General features: G+C 63.4%; 10 protein-coding genes. 6 read left to right on the forward strand and 4 right to left on the reverse strand.

What is annotated here, in order from left to right; genetic code table 11:
* Positions 1-223: 223 nt before the first annotated feature.
* On the reverse strand, positions 224-1,141 hold the full coding sequence (locus M5B42_RS20330; RefSeq protein ID WP_152742146.1) for a LysR substrate-binding domain-containing protein: 918 nt from the start codon (positions 1,139-1,141) through the stop codon (positions 224-226).
* A gap of 355 nt (positions 1,142-1,496) precedes the next feature.
* Here M5B42_RS20330 and M5B42_RS20335 point away from each other — a divergent pair, with 355 nt between their 5' ends.
* Together M5B42_RS20335 and M5B42_RS20340 are read left to right on the forward strand one after the other, a co-directional pair.
* Entirely contained in the window at positions 1,497-2,801 is a 1,305-nt protein-coding gene (locus M5B42_RS20335; RefSeq protein ID WP_152742145.1) for a dicarboxylate/amino acid:cation symporter, read from the forward strand.
* Positions 2,802-2,812: 11 nt separating this feature from the next.
* The gene (locus M5B42_RS20340; protein ID WP_248746822.1) at positions 2,813-4,309 is read left to right on the forward strand and encodes an amino acid racemase; all 1,497 of its coding nucleotides are present in this window, start codon (positions 2,813-2,815) and stop codon (positions 4,307-4,309) included.
* A 60-nt stretch (positions 4,310-4,369) separates the two neighbouring features.
* On the opposite strand, the gene M5B42_RS20345 is transcribed toward M5B42_RS20340, so the two are convergent.
* Positions 4,370-5,293: a LysR family transcriptional regulator gene (locus M5B42_RS20345; RefSeq protein WP_248746823.1), complete on the reverse strand. Its 924-nt coding sequence runs from the start codon at positions 5,291-5,293 to the stop codon at positions 4,370-4,372.
* Between the two features lie 122 nt (positions 5,294-5,415).
* Between M5B42_RS20345 and M5B42_RS20350 the strand changes: the two genes are divergently transcribed.
* Positions 5,416-5,619: a 4-oxalocrotonate tautomerase family protein gene (locus M5B42_RS20350; protein ID WP_100944373.1), complete on the forward strand. Its 204-nt coding sequence runs from the start codon at positions 5,416-5,418 to the stop codon at positions 5,617-5,619.
* 202 nt (positions 5,620-5,821) lie between these two features.
* Here the strand turns inward: M5B42_RS20350 and M5B42_RS20355 are convergent, their stop codons facing one another.
* On the reverse strand, positions 5,822-7,033 hold the full coding sequence (locus M5B42_RS20355) for an MFS transporter (RefSeq protein WP_248746824.1): 1,212 nt from the start codon (positions 7,031-7,033) through the stop codon (positions 5,822-5,824).
* Between the two features lie 209 nt (positions 7,034-7,242).
* On the opposite strand from M5B42_RS20355, the gene M5B42_RS20360 reads away from it, so the two are divergent.
* Positions 7,243-9,333, forward strand: coding sequence for a mechanosensitive ion channel domain-containing protein (locus M5B42_RS20360; RefSeq protein ID WP_248746825.1), 2,091 nt, complete (start codon positions 7,243-7,245; stop codon positions 9,331-9,333).
* Positions 9,334-9,339: 6 nt separating this feature from the next.
* Here the strand turns inward: M5B42_RS20360 and M5B42_RS20365 are convergent, their stop codons facing one another.
* Positions 9,340-13,650, reverse strand: a complete 4,311-nt coding sequence (locus tag M5B42_RS20365) for a DEAD/DEAH box helicase (protein ID WP_248746826.1) — start codon at positions 13,648-13,650, stop codon at positions 9,340-9,342.
* Between the two features lie 180 nt (positions 13,651-13,830).
* Between M5B42_RS20365 and M5B42_RS20370 the strand changes: the two genes are divergently transcribed.
* Positions 13,831-14,715: a sugar nucleotide-binding protein gene (locus M5B42_RS20370; RefSeq protein ID WP_103495546.1), complete on the forward strand. Its 885-nt coding sequence runs from the start codon at positions 13,831-13,833 to the stop codon at positions 14,713-14,715.
* On the forward strand, positions 14,708-15,637 hold the full coding sequence (locus M5B42_RS20375) for an NAD-dependent epimerase/dehydratase family protein (RefSeq protein ID WP_248746827.1): 930 nt from the start codon (positions 14,708-14,710) through the stop codon (positions 15,635-15,637). Before M5B42_RS20370 ends, M5B42_RS20375 begins: the two co-directional genes overlap by 8 nt.
* The last annotated feature ends 72 nt before the right edge of the window (positions 15,638-15,709 follow it).

A 15,709-nucleotide genomic window follows, 5' to 3' on the forward strand; every position in this document is an offset into this window, starting at 1 on the left:
GCACAGCCGCCATTGCACGACATTGCAGACAAAGAAACAGCGCCTGCCATCGTGGTTGGGGCGCTGGTGCGCCTATACCCTCAATTCGGGTTTCCAAGCCCGGCCGCTGAATTGGCAGCGACAGGGAAAAGGTAGCGCGCACGATGAGGAGCTGCAATGTGACTGGCGGGGGGTATTTAAGTCGAAAAGTTTCAACTGGCATAGAGGGTTGTTCAGTGATCTTCTACTCACCCACTTCCCGCGAAGCCTTGCCCAAGGTTTCCCACAACTCGCGCATGGTCGGGTTCTGATTGGCCAGCGAACAATAAGCGCGAATCTCCAGACCGGTGTTCCATTCATTGCCCCCGGCTTTCACCAGTTGCCCGTTATCCACGGCTGGCGCAGCGGCGCTCTGCGGTAGCCAGGCCACTCCATACCCTTCGATGGCCATCTGCATCAGCAGCATGGTCATGTCGGCCTCGTAGCAACGGGTCAGTTCGCAAGGCGTGGCCGCGTTCTTGAGGATCAGGTCGGCCACGCGTCCGAGAAAGGTCGTGGCGGTGTAGGCCAGGTAGGGGACCGGTTTTCCAGCCTTTCCGGGCAGTCGATACAGAGGTTTACCACTACGGTCCGGTGCACAGAACGGCAGGAAGGCGTCCCGGCCCAGGGGCAGGCTGGCGAACTTGTCAGCGTCGATCAGGATCGGCGCCTGGGGGTGGTGGTAAACGATCATCAGGTCGCAATTGCCTTCCGCCAGGGCAATCACCGCGTCGTGGATATTCGCCGCGACCACCCGCACGTTGAACGGCTCGTGGTGCTTTTGAAATTGCGCCAGCCATTTGGGCAGGAAGGTGATCGACAGGCTGTGGCCTGCCGTGATCTGAATCGAACGCCCAGGCATTTTTTCGTCCTGGCGCAAGGTTGAGCGCAATTCCAGCAGCGCCGCCAGCGCCTCGCGGCCTTGTTCGCAGAACAGTTGGCCGGCTTGAGTCAGTTGTACCGGGTAGGTGCCGCGGTCGACCAGCTGCGCGCCGACCCAGTCTTCCAGCGAGCGGATACGCCGGGACAGCGCCGACTGGGTGACGCAGCGAACTTCGGCGGCCCGGGAAAAATTCTTGTGTTGCTCGATCGCGAGCAGATCGTCCAGCCACTTGATTTGCATGCTGCCCACCTTGGTCGCGGTGATCACGAGTCTACGTCAGTGCCTGTCGGGCTTCTCCGGATTTTTCATAACTATTCCAAAAGCGCATCGGGTGATGGCGATTACTCATCATCTGCTGGGCGGGCTCACCCTAGAATCGGGCCATGGACACGGAACCTGTAGGAACGGCCGGTCGACGCTCGATTGCCCGCGAAGGCGTTCTTGAGGCCGCCAAAAGCTTCGCGGGCAAGCCCTGCTCCTACAGGACCGAGGTGTTTGTGAGTTATGCATTTGGGCGCGGCGCCGCAGAGCGGCCGGGCCGACGATTCTTTTCCTGCCAAGCAAAAAAACCGACAACAGACTTGAGGGAAACACCATGAGCAAAAACAGATTACCCCGTCATATCGCCATCGGCATCGCCGCCGGGGTCCTGGTCGGCTGGCTGTGCCATCACTTCGCGGCGGACGCCAAGTCGGCCAAGGACATCGCCGCCTACTTCTCGATGGTCACCGATATCTTCCTGCGAATGATCAAGATGATTATCGCGCCCCTGGTGTTCGCCACCCTGGTGGGCGGTATCGCCAGCCTCGGCAGCTCACGCTCGGTGGGGCGTATCGGTACCCGCGCCATGGCCTGGTTTATCAGCGCGTCGCTGATCTCCCTGCTGATCGGCATGCTGCTGGTCAACCTGTTCCTGCCCGGCGCCGGGATGAACCTGCACGTCGATCACGTTGCGGTTGCGGCCCAGGTGGTGAATACCGGCGATTTCAGCCTCAAGGTGTTTGTCAGCCATGTGTTCCCGCGCAGCATTGCCGAGGCCATGGCCAACAACGAAATCCTGCAGATCGTGGTGTTCTCGCTGTTCTTCGGTTTCGCCCTGGCGGGGCTCAAGCAGGCCGGTTTTACCCGCATCACCAGCCTGGTGGATGAACTGGCCAAGGTGATGTTCAAGATCACCGACTACGTCATGGCCTTCGCGCCCATTGGCGTGTTCGCCGCCATTGCCAGTGCAATCACCACCGAAGGCCTCGGCCTGTTGCTGGACTACGGCAAGCTGATCGCCGAGTTCTACCTGGGTATAGCCATTCTCTGGGCGGTGTTGTTCGGCGCCGGTTACCTGTTTCTCGGGCGTTCGGTGTTCACCCTCGGCAAGCTGATCAAGGAGCCGATACTGTTGGCGTTTTCCACCGCCAGCAGTGAGTCCGCCTACCCGAAAACCATGGAGGCCCTGGAGAAGTTCGGCGCACCGAAACGTGTCTCCAGCTTCGTCCTGCCCCTGGGTTACTCGTTCAACCTCGACGGCTCGATGATGTATCAATCCTTTGCCATCCTGTTTATCGCCCAGGCCTACAACATCGAGCTGAGTTTCACCCAGCAGTTGCTGATTCTGCTGACGCTGATGGTCACCAGCAAAGGCATGGCCGGTGTCGCCCGGGCTTCGGTCGTGGTGGTGGCTGCGACTTTGCCGATGTTCAATCTGCCTGAAGCCGGCCTGTTGCTGATCATCGGTATCGACCAGTTCCTCGACATGGCGCGAACCGCGACCAATGTGGTGGGCAACAGTATCGCGACCGCAGTGGTTGCCCGCGCCGAACAGGAATATGAGTCCGAGGAGCAGCAGGACGAGTTGCCCGTCGCCCATTCCGTCGCGTTGACGCGTACCCCAGCGACCACGGTTTGAGAACCTCGACCATGAACACCCAAGGCAAAAAATCCGAAACGCCGCCAGTCGCCCGCAAGCTGGGCATCGTCGGCGGCCTCGGCTCCCTGGCCGGCGGCGATCTGTTCTTCAAACTGGTCAAGTCCAGGGCGGTGCTGGCGGACCAGGGGCGCTATCACTTCCTCTTCGAACAGCATCCGTTCAAGGACGTGCTGCTGCCCCTGGACCGCGAGGCGAGCATGACCGCGCGCAAGTTCTATGTGTTCCGGGTCTGCCAGTCATTCGAGGCGGGTGGGATCGACGCGGTAGTGCTGCCGTGTTTCGCCAGCCAGACGTTCCGTGAAGAGATCCAGCAGGAACTGGGGATTCCGGTCCTCGACCTGATGGCGGCCCTGGCCGAACACATTCGCCGGATCGCCGAGCCGGGCACGCGACTGGGCGTTCTGGCCTCGGACTATGTGCGTCACTCCGGTTTGTTCGAGCGCTATCTGGGCGGGGATTTCCAGCTGGTCTATCCCCCCGAATCGGATCAACGCGGCCTGATGGACGCCATGTATGGTCTCAACGGCATCAAGGACGGCTATCTGCAAGGTGTTCCGCTGGAAGGTGTGTACCAAGCTAGCCTGTCGCTACAGGAACTGGGCGCGAATCTGATCGTTCCGGGGTTGACCGAGCTTTCGCTGGTTTGCGCCGATTTGCAGCGGCGCGGCCTGAGGGTGCTCGACATCAACGAGATCTATGCCGCCGCCGTGACCACTGCCGACGATGAGCCGCCACATGCGCCATTCAAACTGGGAGTCGTCGGCGGTGTCGGTCCGGCGGCCACCGTGGACTTTATGGCCAAGGTGGTCCGTCACACCCCGGCGGGACGCGACCAGGACCATATCAAGATGGTGGTGGAGCAGAATCCGCAGATCCCGGACCGCACGGCCAATCTGTTGTTCGACGAAGCCGACCCGACCCTGGCGCTCTATGCCACCTGCAAGCGCCTGGAAAGTGCCGGCGCGCAGGCTATCGCGATTCCGTGCAACACCGCCCATGCCTTCGTCGAGCGGCTCCAGCCTTATTTGCGGGTGCCGATCATCAATATGCTCAGTGAAACCGTCGAGGCGATTGCCCACCAGCACGGCAGTGGCAAGCATATCGGCCTGCTCGCCACCTCGGGCACGGTGCAAAGCCAGGTCTACCACCAGGCCGCCCGCCATGCCGGCTTGCCCTTGCTGATTCCCGGCTTCGATTATCAGGAGCTGGTGATGAGCGCGATTTATGGCGAGCGTGGCATCAAGGCCGGGTTCACCGATGGCCTGTGCAAGGAGCAGTTGCTGCTGGCGGTCGAGCACCTGTGTGAGCTGGGCGCCGAGGTGATTATCCTCGGCTGCACGGAGTTGCCCCTGGTGCTCAGCCATTGCGACGACTTCCAAGTGCGCGGTCACCGTGTGGCGCTGGTGGACCCGACTTCCGTTCTGGCGCTGCGCTGTGTCAGCCTGGCGACCTCGAGCCGATCTGCACGGATAACCTATTGCGGCTGAAATGCTATCGCCGGCAAGCCGCCTCCTACAATGGGTCGCGTTGGGTGTTATCTACAGGCCTCAGGCGCTCCAGCGCTCCCGATACTCCAGCAGAAAATCGACAAACGCCTTCAACCGCAACGGCACATGTCGACCATGGGGATAGAGCAGGGTGAACGGCCGCGAGCGCCCGGCGAAAGGCTTGAGCACTTCCACCAGCGAGCCGTCGGCCAGTTCCTTTTCGACAATGAAACGATAGGTCTGGAACAACCCGGCACTGTTCTTCGCCAGTGTCACTCCGCCCAATACATCATCGGAGCAGCAGTAGCTGCTCTCGGCCAGCAGCTCCCGCTCCTTGCCCTCGGCATCCTTGAACAACCAGGCAATCCGCCGACCGCTGCTGGGCAGTTCGAACTGGATGCACTCGTGCTGTGGCAGGTCTTCCAGGGTTTGCGGCGTGCCGGCTCGTTGCAGGTATTCAGGCGTGGCGATCACCACCAGCGCGGCGTCTTCCAGGTGCCGGGCGATCAGCCCCGAGTCGGGCAGCACCCGAACGCGGATCGCCAGGTCGTAGCCTTCTTCGACGAAGTCGATATTGCGGTTGCTGATATGCACCTCGACCTTCACCGCCGGATGGCGCTCACGAAAGGCCGGTAGCAACGGCAGGATACGGTGATGGGCGTAAGGCGTCGGGATGCTGATGCGCAAGGTGCCGGCCGGTTCCTGTTGCTTGCCCATGACTTCCCGTTGCGCTTCGGTCAGTTGGGTCAGGGCCTGCTTGCATTGTTCGAAGTAGCCGCGGCCGCCCTCGGTCAGGCGTACGCTGCGGGTGGTGCGGGTGAACAGGCGCACGCCGAGGCGTTCTTCCATGCGCGAGACCGAGCGACTCACCGCCGCCGGCGTGACCCCGGCCATCTGGGCGGCGGCGGTGAAACTGCCGGCCTCGGCCGCCAGGCAAAACAGCTCGATGCTGCCGAGCATGAGGTCGTCGAACTGTCGTTGCATGATTGATTACACTGGGGGATCAAATGAGGTACGGGCATCCGTATTTATCAAATGAGTGTGGGGCAATAAAGTGAGTTCCACCAGCGCGTCGCCAAACCTTCTTTCAACCACTGGAGCACAGCATGCCTTTTGTCAGCGTTCGTATTACCCGTGAGGGCGTGACCCGCGAGCAGAAAGCCCAGGTCATCGCCGAAATCACCGAGACCCTGCAACGGGTGCTCGGTAAACCGCCGGAGGTGACCCATATCGTGATCGAGGAGGTGGATACCGATAACTGGGGGCATGCCGGCTTGAGCGTCACGGAGCACCGCAAGTCCAAGGAATAAAATCGGGTCCAATAGGGGGGCGAACCGATTCGCGTCTGCCGAGCATCAGGACGCGGTTAACCACGGTCTGTAGGAGCAGGGCTTGTCGGGACGCCGCATCGCCGCGAAGCTTTTGGCGATCTTGAAGGCCTCTTCGCTGGCAAGCCAGGCTCCTACAAGGGAGCGTGTTTCCAAGGTGAGTCTTGTGGTGTGGGGGCTGGCCTCAGTGGCCAGCTACCACCCGCGCCGAACCATCAGCAGGCTCGGCATACACCGGCCCCAGTCGATCCAGTCGACCGCTCCAGGCCGTCAGTGCCAGGGCCACCAGCACCACCAATCCGCCAATCCAGGTGGTATGGATCAGGCCCAGGTTGGCGACGATCAGGCCACCGATCCAGGCCCCGCCGGCAATGCCGAGGTTGAAGGCGGCGATATTCAGGCCCGAAGCCACATCCACCGCATGGGGTGTGTGATGTTCGGCCTGGCGCACTACATAGATCTGCAGGCCCGGCACATTGCCGAAGGCCACCGCGCCCCAGGCCAGCACGGTCAGCAGGACCAGCCACGGATTGCCGGCGGTGAAGGTCAGCACGAACAGCACGACCGCCAGCAGCAGGAAGATCAGCTTCAGCGCGCCAATGGGACCGCGTTTGTCCGCCAGTTTCCCGCCCCAGATATTACCCACCGCCACCGAGATGCCGTAGACCAGCAGTACCAGGCTGACGGTGCCGGGCTGAAAGCCGGAGATGTCCTGAAGGATCGGCGCCAGAAAGGTAAAGGCGATAAAGGTGCCGCCATAACCGGCGGCGGTCATCGCATACACCAGCAGCAGACTCGGTTGCTTCAACACTTGCAGTTGTTGCAGCAGTGAGGCCGGCTTGTTGTGCGTGATGTTCTTCGGCACATAGATCAGGCTGCCGATAAAGGCGATCACACCCAGGGCGGACACGGCGAGAAAGGTTTCGCGCCAACCGAAATGCTGGCCGATAAAAGTCCCCAGGGGTACGCCGGTGACCAGGGCCACGGTCAGGCCGGTGAACATGATGGCGATCGCACTGGCGGCCTTTTCCTTCGGCACCAGGCTGGTGGCGATGGTCGAACCGATGGAGAAAAACACCCCGTGGGCCAGGCCGGTGACGATGCGCGCGAGGATCAGCGACTCGTAGCTCGGCGCTTGCCAGGCCAGCAGGTTGCCGAGGGTGAACAGCACCATCAGCGACAACAGCAGGAGTTTGCGCGGGACCTTGCCGGTGAGGGCGGTCAGCACCGGGGCGCCGATGGCGACACCCAGGGCATAGAGGCTGACCAGCAGGCCGGCGGAAGGCAGGTCGACACCGAGGTCGGCGCCGATGGTGGGTAACAGGCCAACGATGACGAACTCGGTCGTCCCGATGGCAAAGGCGCTGAGGGTCAGCGCCAGCAAGGCAATGGGCATGGCTGCAACTCCGGTAGGTTTGATCAGGAGCGCAGTGTCGGGGTTTCACTTGTGCGGAAAAATACAGGTAAAGGCACAACATATTTGATCTGTAGGCAAATATTCATACGATATCGAACCGTCCAAATACCTATCGGGACGAACAAACGAACTTTGCCGCCCCATTGGCACTCAGTCTCTTACAGAGATGGCTGATGAGGTGTCCGGTTTTGTCCCGACTCAATACGACGCTACTGCTAACCCTGTTGCTCTTGTGTGCCTGCGCTGGGGCCGGGGCCGCCACGGCGCTGCCGCTGCCTGCCAGCGCACCCGCCAGCACGCCCGCCAAACCCGAGGTGCTGGTGCAGGGCGGATTGCTCGGCACCCTCAGTTCGAGCATCGACGAGGCGCAGAACCAGCTCGACCTCAATGGTCACCTGCTCGATACCTGGCGCCTGCGTGCCGACCGGGCGGCCGATGAGGTGGACCAGCTGGTCAGCCAGACCCACGAACGTTCGCCCTGGCGGGTGGCTGGCGACTTCCTGCTGCTGTCGCTGGTGTGGCTGGGTAGTTTCGCGGCCTTGAACACGGCAGGACGTCTTGTCGCCCGGCGTATCAACCGGCATCGTTGGTTACAGCCCCGTGAGCGCAGCCAGTCGGTGCTGGGTTACGCCTTGCCCTACTTGCTACCGGCGTTGCTCTCCCTGCCGTTGACCCTCTACGTCAGCCATTTTCTGCAAGCCTCGGTGGGGCGAGCGCTGGCGTTGTGCCTGTCCTACGCCACCAGCAGCGGTATTTTCACCAGCGCGGTGCTGCTTGGCCTGACGATATTGTTCGATTTCGGCCACAAGCGCCCGGCGGTGCGGATCATTCGCGCCGACAGCCCGCGCCAGTTGTTCGAGATCGGTTTCCTGGCCGCCTTGAGCGATGCCCTGACCAGCCCGCAGATTGCCTTGCAACTGGGTGGCAATATCACCAGCAGCATTGCCGTGTTCACCGGGCTGTTCGCCTCCATCCTGTTCGGCGTGCTGGTCTTCAGGTTGCGGCGACCGGTGGCGCACCTGATCCGCAATCGCCCGTTGAGCCAGCGCCTGAAGCAACCGGCGCTGCAGGAGTCGCTGCGGATCTTTTCCGGGCTCTGGTACTGGCCGATCCTGTTGATGGTGCTGGTCTCGACGGTCAATCTGATCGGTGCCGGCGAAGACAGCCAGAAGGCCTTGCGCTGCGCCTTGCTGACCACCGTGCTGCTGATTGCCACGGTGTTTCTCAGCACCGTGTTCCAACACCTGTTCAAAGCCCGTGGGGCGGCGTCGATCCAGCGCAGCAGCGTGTACAAGGAGCGCTTGCTCAGCGTACTGCATGCCGTGCTGCGTATTGCCCTGGCGGTGGGCTTTATTGAACTGCTGGGGCGGATCTGGGGTTTTTCGTTGTATGAATTCGCCGAGCAGAACAGCGTGGGCCGGGCCATCAGCGATTCCCTCAGTCGCATCGGCCTGATCCTGCTGGCGACCTGGTTGCTCTGGGTGGTGCTCGACACCGCGATCCAGGAATCCCTCAAGCCGCCGATCAACCGCCGCGCTTCGCGCCAGCCGAGCATGCGGGCAAAAACCATCCTGCCGCTGCTGCGCAATGCGTTGAAAGTGATCCTGCTGGTGATCGGTGCGATCACCACCCTGGCCAACCTGGGGATCAATGTCGCGCCCCTGTTGGCCGGTGCCGGGGTGGTGGGGCTGGCTATCGGTTTCGGTTCCCAGCAGTTGGTCCAGGATGTGATCACCGGGCTGTTCATCATCATCGAGGACACCCTGTCCATCGGCGACTGGGTGGTGCTCGATTCCGGTCATGCCGGTACGGTGGAGGGCCTGACCATTCGCACCTTGCGCCTGCGTGACGGCAAGGGGTTCGTGCACTCGGTGCCGTTCGGCCAGATCAAGGCGGTGACCAATCAATCGCGGCAATTCGCCTTTGCGTTTTTCTCGGTGCAGTTCACCTACGACACCGATGTCGACAAGGCCACCGAGTTGATTCGCGAGGCCGGGCGCTCGATCAGCGAGGACGCCCTGCTCAAGTTCAACCTGCAAGGTTCGCTGGAGGTGTTCGGGATCGATCGCATGGACCTCAACGGCGTGGTGCTGACGGCGCAGTTCCGCACGATCTCGGGCGGCCAGTACAGCGTGAACCGGGCGTTCAACGAGCGGCTGAAGAAGCTGGTGGACCAGAGTCCGTGGGTGCATTTCGCGCAGACTTATCCACAGCCGGTGATGCTGGCGCCGAGGGTGCCGACGGTAGAGCAAGAGCCCGCGCCCCCAGGGGCCGTGTAGGCGTTTTCAGAGACGGTACTGGGTCAGTTTTTTTCGGACTTCGGCGGCGGCTACCTGATCCAGTTCCAGCCAATATGACTGCTGCCCGGCGATCTCTGCCGCAGCCGGAACACCGTCGCGATACACCAGGCGATTCCCCGCCAGCGCCGGCACCTTGGCGCCCGGCAGCAAGGTCCCCGCCAGATTCAACGGATCGGCGCCGCACACCGTGATCAGGCTACCGTCCGCAGGGCGCCGACGCACTTCGCGCAACAACGGAATCGCCTCTGGCAAGGCAAACTGCTCACCCGCCAGACCGCTGATAAAACGCCCACCACGAATCTCGCCGCGGGCTTCCAATCGATGAAAGGTACGCAGCAATTCCCGCCAACTCGGTAACCAGTCCGCCTCACGCTCCAGCAAGCGCCAGAACACCACGCCGTAACGCCGCAGCAAGGTCATGGCGATATGTTCCAGGGTTTCGGCTGGCACTTGACCACCCGTCGGCACGACTACTGCGGAGCGCCGCAGCAAGGCCCAGCGTCCGGCATCGTCCATCCCGCCGACAAACGCCCCACGCCCACGCCGAGCACCGCGGGCCTGGCGTTTACTGGCCGGAGTGATCAGCGCCCGTAAGCCGGCAAAGCTGTCGGCATTTACCCAACCGGCGCCGACCAACTCCTGCAAGGCGGTTTCCAGCTCGGTGGGCAGCAGATGCGCCTCGTGCAGCAACTCATCGAAAAACAGCGCGCCCTGTTGCGTCAGCGCGGCATGAACCTTTTGCGTGCGCGGCGACAACTCTTCCACCGCCGTCTGTTCCGTCAGGCTGCTCCACAGCGCGACCTGGCCCCGGGGCAGCAACACCACCGGCGTACTGCGCGATGCCGCGCTGGCGCTTTTGCCACGGACACCGAGGCGGGCCCAGACCAGCTTGCCCGAGCGACACAACTCATCGAGCCAGGTCGGTGAATACTCCTTGAGCCGCGCGGCCAGCACATCGCGATCCCAGGCCCCGGCGGCAACCGGGTAGCCTTCGAACTGGCTGACGATCATCGCCAGGGCCGCGCTGCCCTGGCCCTGGCAGGCGGGGGAAAGGTGTTGCCAGTCGAACAGGAAACGCATGAAATCCTGTACTGCCACCGGCTCGATTTCCCGGCGCAGGCGCTTGACCGTGTAACGGTGGATGCGCGCCAGCAGGTGACGTTCGCACCACTGTTCCCGAGGTGCCCCCGGACTGAACTGACCGCGCAGCACATAACCTTCGCTTTCCAGCTTCGCCAGGGCCTGGGTCAGTGTGGCGCTGGAGAGCGCCAGGGGCTCGGCGATCTCGGGCAGCGTCAGCGGGGAAAAACCGCTGAGGCGGGCGCGGACCACTTCGACGGCAGCCTCATCGGCCTCCCACGGCTGATCGAAACCCACTGGCGGTTGCAAGGGCGGGTGCCGCAACGCCTGTGGATAAAGTGCTTGCAGGCAGGTCAGGCGTTCCAGGGCGGTCCACAGTGCGTGGGATTTATCGACTTGCAAACGTGTGGCGCGACCTTGTAGCGCGAGCACCGCCAGCCAGGCTGACCACGAGGGATTGGCCAGGGCTTCGGCGTCGGTGATCGCGGCCAGGCTCATCAACGCCTCATGCATTTCATCCTCGCCGTTCGGTGCGGGCCAGGCTTCCTCGGCCACGGCCCGGATGGCTTCGGCATCCAAGGCGCCGAGGTCGTCGGTGCTGGTGGGATCGCTCCAGCGACGGTTCAGCACCGCCTGGGTGCGACGCTCTTCCAGCGGTGCATCGTCGAGAAAGGTGTACGGCCGGGCGCTGAGAATTTCCGCCGCCAGGGGCGAGGGCGCCGGCAGGTCGCGGGCGATCAGCCGCACGTCGCCGGCCTCCATGCGCCGCAACAGGGCCAGCCAGCCTTCGCAGTCCATGGCCTCGTGCAGGCAGTCGTCGAGGGTCTGTTCCACCAGCGGGTGGTCGGGAATCTCGCGCTCGCCGGCAAGGTTTTCCAGGCAGGCGATCTGGTCCGGGAAGACGCAGGCGGTCAGGTCTTCGCTTTTCATCCGCTGGATCTGCGGCGCCACCTTGCGTCCGCCGACAAAACGCGGCAGCGCCAGCGCGACCCCGGCATTCCAGCGCCAGCGCACGCCAAATAAAGGGGCGTCGAGCACGGCCTGGATCAGGATGTGTTCGGCCGTGCGGCTGTTGAGGTAACGCCAGACCTCGTCCAGGGCAAAGCTGTGGCTGGTGGACAGCGACAGCACGATGGCGTCTTCGCTGGCGGCAGCCTGCAATTCGAAGTTGAAGGTGCGGCAGAAACGCTTGCGCAAGGCCAGGCCCCAGGCGCGGTTGATCCGGCTGCCGAACGGTGTGTGGATAACCAACTGGGTACCGCCGGACTCGTCGAAGAAACGCTCCATGATCAGGGTATCCTGCGAAGGCAGGGCACCGAGGCTTTGCCGGGCGCGGGCCAGGTACTCGACGATCTGTTCGGCGCTGGCCGGGTCCAGGCTCAGGGTCTGGCGCAGCCAGTCGAGGCTCGGCTGCAAGTCCCCCGGTGTGGCGCCCAGCAATTTGTCCAGATGGGCCTGCAGGCGCGCCACGGCGAAGGACAGCTCGGCACTGCGCCCCGGTGCCTCGCCGAGCCAGAACGGAATGCTCGGCGGCTGGCCGTGGGCATCCTCGACCCGCACCTTGCCGGTCTCGACCCGCAGGATGCGATAGGAACTGTTGCCCAGCTGGAACACATCGCCGGCGATGCTTTCCACCGCGAAGTCCTCATGCACCGTGCCGATATTCAGGGCCTGGGGTTCGAGCAGCACGCTGTAGTCGGCGTTGTCCGGGATGGTCCCGCCGCTGGTGAGGGCGGTCAGTTGGCTGCCACGGCGGCCGCGCAGGCTCTGGTTCAGGGCATCGCGGTGAATATAGGCGCTGCGCAGACCCTGGCGACTGTTGAACCCTTCGGCGAGCATCCGCAGCAGCGCCTGATAGTGGGCCTCGTCCAGCTCGGCATAGGGCGCGGCGCGGCGGATCAGTTCCAGCAGCGGCTGTTCCTGCCATTCCTGGCAACTGACCTCGGCGACGATCTGCTGGGCCAGCACGTCCAGCGGCGCGCGGGGAATCAGCAAGGTGTCCAGTTCGCCCCGGCGCACGCAGTCGAGCAGGGCGGCGCACTCGATCAGTTCGTCCCGCGAAGTGGCGAACAGCCGACCCTTGGGCGTGCCGCCGACCTGGTGGCCGGAGCGTCCGACCCGTTGCAGAAAGGCCGCGATGGAGCGTGGCGAGCCGATCTGGCAGACCAGTTCCACCTCGCCGATATCGATCCCCAGTTCCAGCGAGGCGGTGGCGATCAGCACCTGCAGTTCGCCGCGCTTGAGCCGTTGTTCGGCATCCAGGCGCTGTTCCTTGGCCAGGCTGCCATGGTGGGCGGCCACCGCCTCCTTGCCCAGGCGCTCGCTCAGGTGCCGGGCCAGGCGTTCGGCCAGGCGTCGGGTATTGACGAAAATCAGCGTGGTGCGGTGCTGCCGGGCCAGTTCGGCCAGGCGTTCGTAGACCAGCTCCCAGACATCGTTGGCCATCACCGCCGTCAGCGGTACTGGCGGCACCTCGATGCCCAGGTCCCGGGGGCGGGCGTGGCCGATATCGATGATTTCGCAGGCGCGCCCCGTGCCCACCAGAAAGCGCGACACCGCGTTGATGGGCTTTTGCGTGGCCGACAGGCCGATACGCAGCAACGACTCGCCACACAATGCCTGCAAACGCTCCAGGCTCAGGGCCAGGTGGCTGCCGCGCTTGCTGGCGGCGATGGCGTGGATCTCATCGACGATCACCGTACGAACAGTGCCCAGCATGCGTCGGCCGGAATCGGAACCGAGCAGCACATAAAGCGATTCCGGCGTGGTCACCAGGATATGCGGCGCGGTCTTGCGCAGGCGCGTACGTTCGTTCTGCGGGGTGTCGCCGGTGCGCACCGCGGTGGTGATGGATAGCGGCGGCAGGCCCAGGCGTTCAAGCTGCGCGGTAATACCCGCCAGCGGGTCCTGCAGGTTGATGCGGATATCGTTGGACAGCGCCTTGAGCGGCGAGACATAGACGATCAGGGTTTCGTCCGGCAGTTCGCCGCCCTGGGCCAGACCCTGCTGAACCAGGTCGTCGATTACCGCGAGAAAGGCCGTCAGGGTCTTGCCCGAGCCGGTGGGCGCGGCGACCAGCGTCGAGCGGCGCTGGCGGATCAACGGCCAGGCGCGGGCCTGGGCGCCGGTCACGTCCGGGAAGGTGTTGCGAAACCAGGCGCTGACGGCCGGGTGGAAACCTGCCAGGGCGTCATGGGCCGATTCGGGAAGATTCATGGGTTTATTTATGCGGTCGTCCGGCCCAAGTTGCAAGCCGATGGGCGCTCTCTGGCACTTTATCCGTGACGGTTGCGCGCAAAACCCGCAAAATGCAAGGATTCTGGCTATTGCCAGCGGTCGGCCACAAGCTGGCCGCCAATCACCATCGTTCTGAACAGACCTGGGCCTGCTGACTCTATGCGAATGCGCCTTATGTTACTGGGCGGCGGAAATGCCCTTGGGCAGGCGCTGATTCGCCTCGGTGCGGAGGAAGACATCGGTTTCCTCGCCCCCCGTCCGCCACAAGATGGCTGGGATGCCGCGAGCCTCACGCAACTGCTCGACGACACCCGTCCGGATGCGTTGATCAACCTCGCCTTCTACTTCGACTGGTTCCAGGCGGAGACGGTCGGCGAGGCGCGCCTGGCCGACCAGGAGCGTGCGGTCGAGCGGCTGGCCGAACTTTGCCAGCACCACAACATCATCCTGCTGCAACCTTCCAGTTATCGGGTGTTCGACGGCTCGCGGGCCACCGCCTACAGCGAAAAAGACGAACCCGTTCCTCTGGGGCTGCGTGGCCAGGCGTTGTGGCGGATCGAGCAGAGCGTGCGCGCCACCTGCCCGCAACATGTGTTGCTGCGCTTCGGCTGGTTGCTCGACGACAGTACCGAGGGCACCCTCGGACGTTTCCTGGCCCGGGCCGAGAAACCCGACGAACTGCTGATGGCCGATGACCGACGTGGCAACCCGACGCCCGTGGACGACGCGGCCCGGGTGATCATCTCGGTGCTCAAGCAACTCGATTGTGCCGCGCCGCTGTGGGGCACCTACCACTACGCCGGCCACGAGGCGACCACGCCGCTGGCCCTGGGCCAGGCGATTCTCACCGAAGCCCGGCAGTTGCACCCGCTGGCGATCGAGGCGCCTACCGCCCAGGCTCATGCCGCGCGTCCAGATGCGGCGGAAGAGCCGCAGCACGCGGTGCTGGCCTGCAAGAAAATCCTCCATACCTTCGGCATCAAGCCGCGTGCCTGGCGTGCGGGGTTGCCGGCGCTACTCGACAGGTTCTATCGTCATGGCTGATGCCCCCATTCTTATCACCGGCGGCGCTGGCTTCATCGGCTCGAACCTGGCCGAAGCACTGCTGGAGCAAGGCTACTCGCTGCGTATCCTCGACGACCTGTCTTCCGGCAAGCGCAGCAACCTGGCCCTGGACAATCCCCGGGTCGAGCTCATCGAAGGCGATGTGGCCGATGCCGCCCTGGTGGCCCAGGTGATGCGCGGTTGTCAGGCCGTGGTGCACCTGGCGGCGGTGGCTTCGGTGCAGGCTTCGGTGGAGGACCCGGTGCGGACCCACCAGAGCAACTTCATCGGCACGCTGAATGTCTGCGAGGCCATGCGTCAGGCGGGCGTCAAGCGGGTATTGTTCGCCTCCAGCGCGGCGGTTTACGGCAATAACGGCGAGGGCGAGTCGATCATCGAGGACACCGCCAAGTCGCCGCTGACACCCTATGCCTCGGACAAGCTGGCCAGCGAGCAGTACCTGGACTTCTACCGCCGCCAGCATGGCCTGGAACCGGTGATCTTCCGTTTCTTCAATGTCTTCGGGCCGCGCCAGGATCCGTCCTCGCCGTATTCCGGAGTGATCAGTATTTTCTGTGAGCGGGCCTTGAAAGGTTTGCCGATCACCATTTTCGGCGATGGCGAGCAGACCCGGGACTTTATCTACGTCGGTGATCTGGTGCAGATCCTGCTGCAGGCGCTCAAGGCTTCGCAGGTGCAGGAAGGCGCGATCAACGTTGGCCTGAACCGGGCGACGACGCTCAAGCAGATGCTGCTGGCGCTGGGCGAGGTGGTGGGTGCGCTGCCGCCAGTGACCTACGAACCGGCGCGCTCTGGGGATATTCGTCATTCGCGGGCGAATAACCAGCGGATGCTGGAACGTTTCGAGCTGGCCGAGCCGACGCCCATGAGTGTCGGCCTGGCGCGTTTGCTGGGGCGTTGAGGTCGATCATCTGAAATGAGAAAGGCGCCTGATCCCGGCGCCTTTTTCATGGGGTGATGGAAAGCGGGTTCT

The sequence above is a fragment of the Pseudomonas sp. MWU12-2037 genome (assembly GCF_023242345.1).
Lineage (GTDB): Bacteria > Pseudomonadota > Gammaproteobacteria > Pseudomonadales > Pseudomonadaceae > Aquipseudomonas > Aquipseudomonas gingeri_D.

What these genes read in the sequence shown, in the direction of transcription:
- M5B42_RS20335 (WP_152742145.1), top strand. Translation starts at nt 1,497, where the DNA reads ATGAGCAAAAACAGATTACCCCGTCATATCGCCATCGGCATCGCCGCC.
- M5B42_RS20375 (WP_248746827.1), top strand. Translation starts at nt 14,708, where the DNA reads ATGGCTGATGCCCCCATTCTTATCACCGGCGGCGCTGGCTTCATCGGC.
- M5B42_RS20350 (WP_100944373.1), top strand. Translation starts at nt 5,416, where the DNA reads ATGCCTTTTGTCAGCGTTCGTATTACCCGTGAGGGCGTGACCCGCGAG.
- M5B42_RS20355 (WP_248746824.1), bottom strand. Translation starts at nt 7,033, where the DNA reads ATGCCCATTGCCTTGCTGGCGCTGACCCTCAGCGCCTTTGCCATCGGG.
- M5B42_RS20365 (WP_248746826.1), bottom strand. Translation starts at nt 13,650, where the DNA reads ATGAATCTTCCCGAATCGGCCCATGACGCCCTGGCAGGTTTCCACCCG.
- M5B42_RS20370 (WP_103495546.1), top strand. Translation starts at nt 13,831, where the DNA reads ATGCGAATGCGCCTTATGTTACTGGGCGGCGGAAATGCCCTTGGGCAG.
- M5B42_RS20345 (WP_248746823.1), bottom strand. Translation starts at nt 5,293, where the DNA reads ATGCAACGACAGTTCGACGACCTCATGCTCGGCAGCATCGAGCTGTTT.
- M5B42_RS20330 (WP_152742146.1), bottom strand. Translation starts at nt 1,141, where the DNA reads ATGCAAATCAAGTGGCTGGACGATCTGCTCGCGATCGAGCAACACAAG.
- M5B42_RS20340 (WP_248746822.1), top strand. Translation starts at nt 2,813, where the DNA reads ATGAACACCCAAGGCAAAAAATCCGAAACGCCGCCAGTCGCCCGCAAG.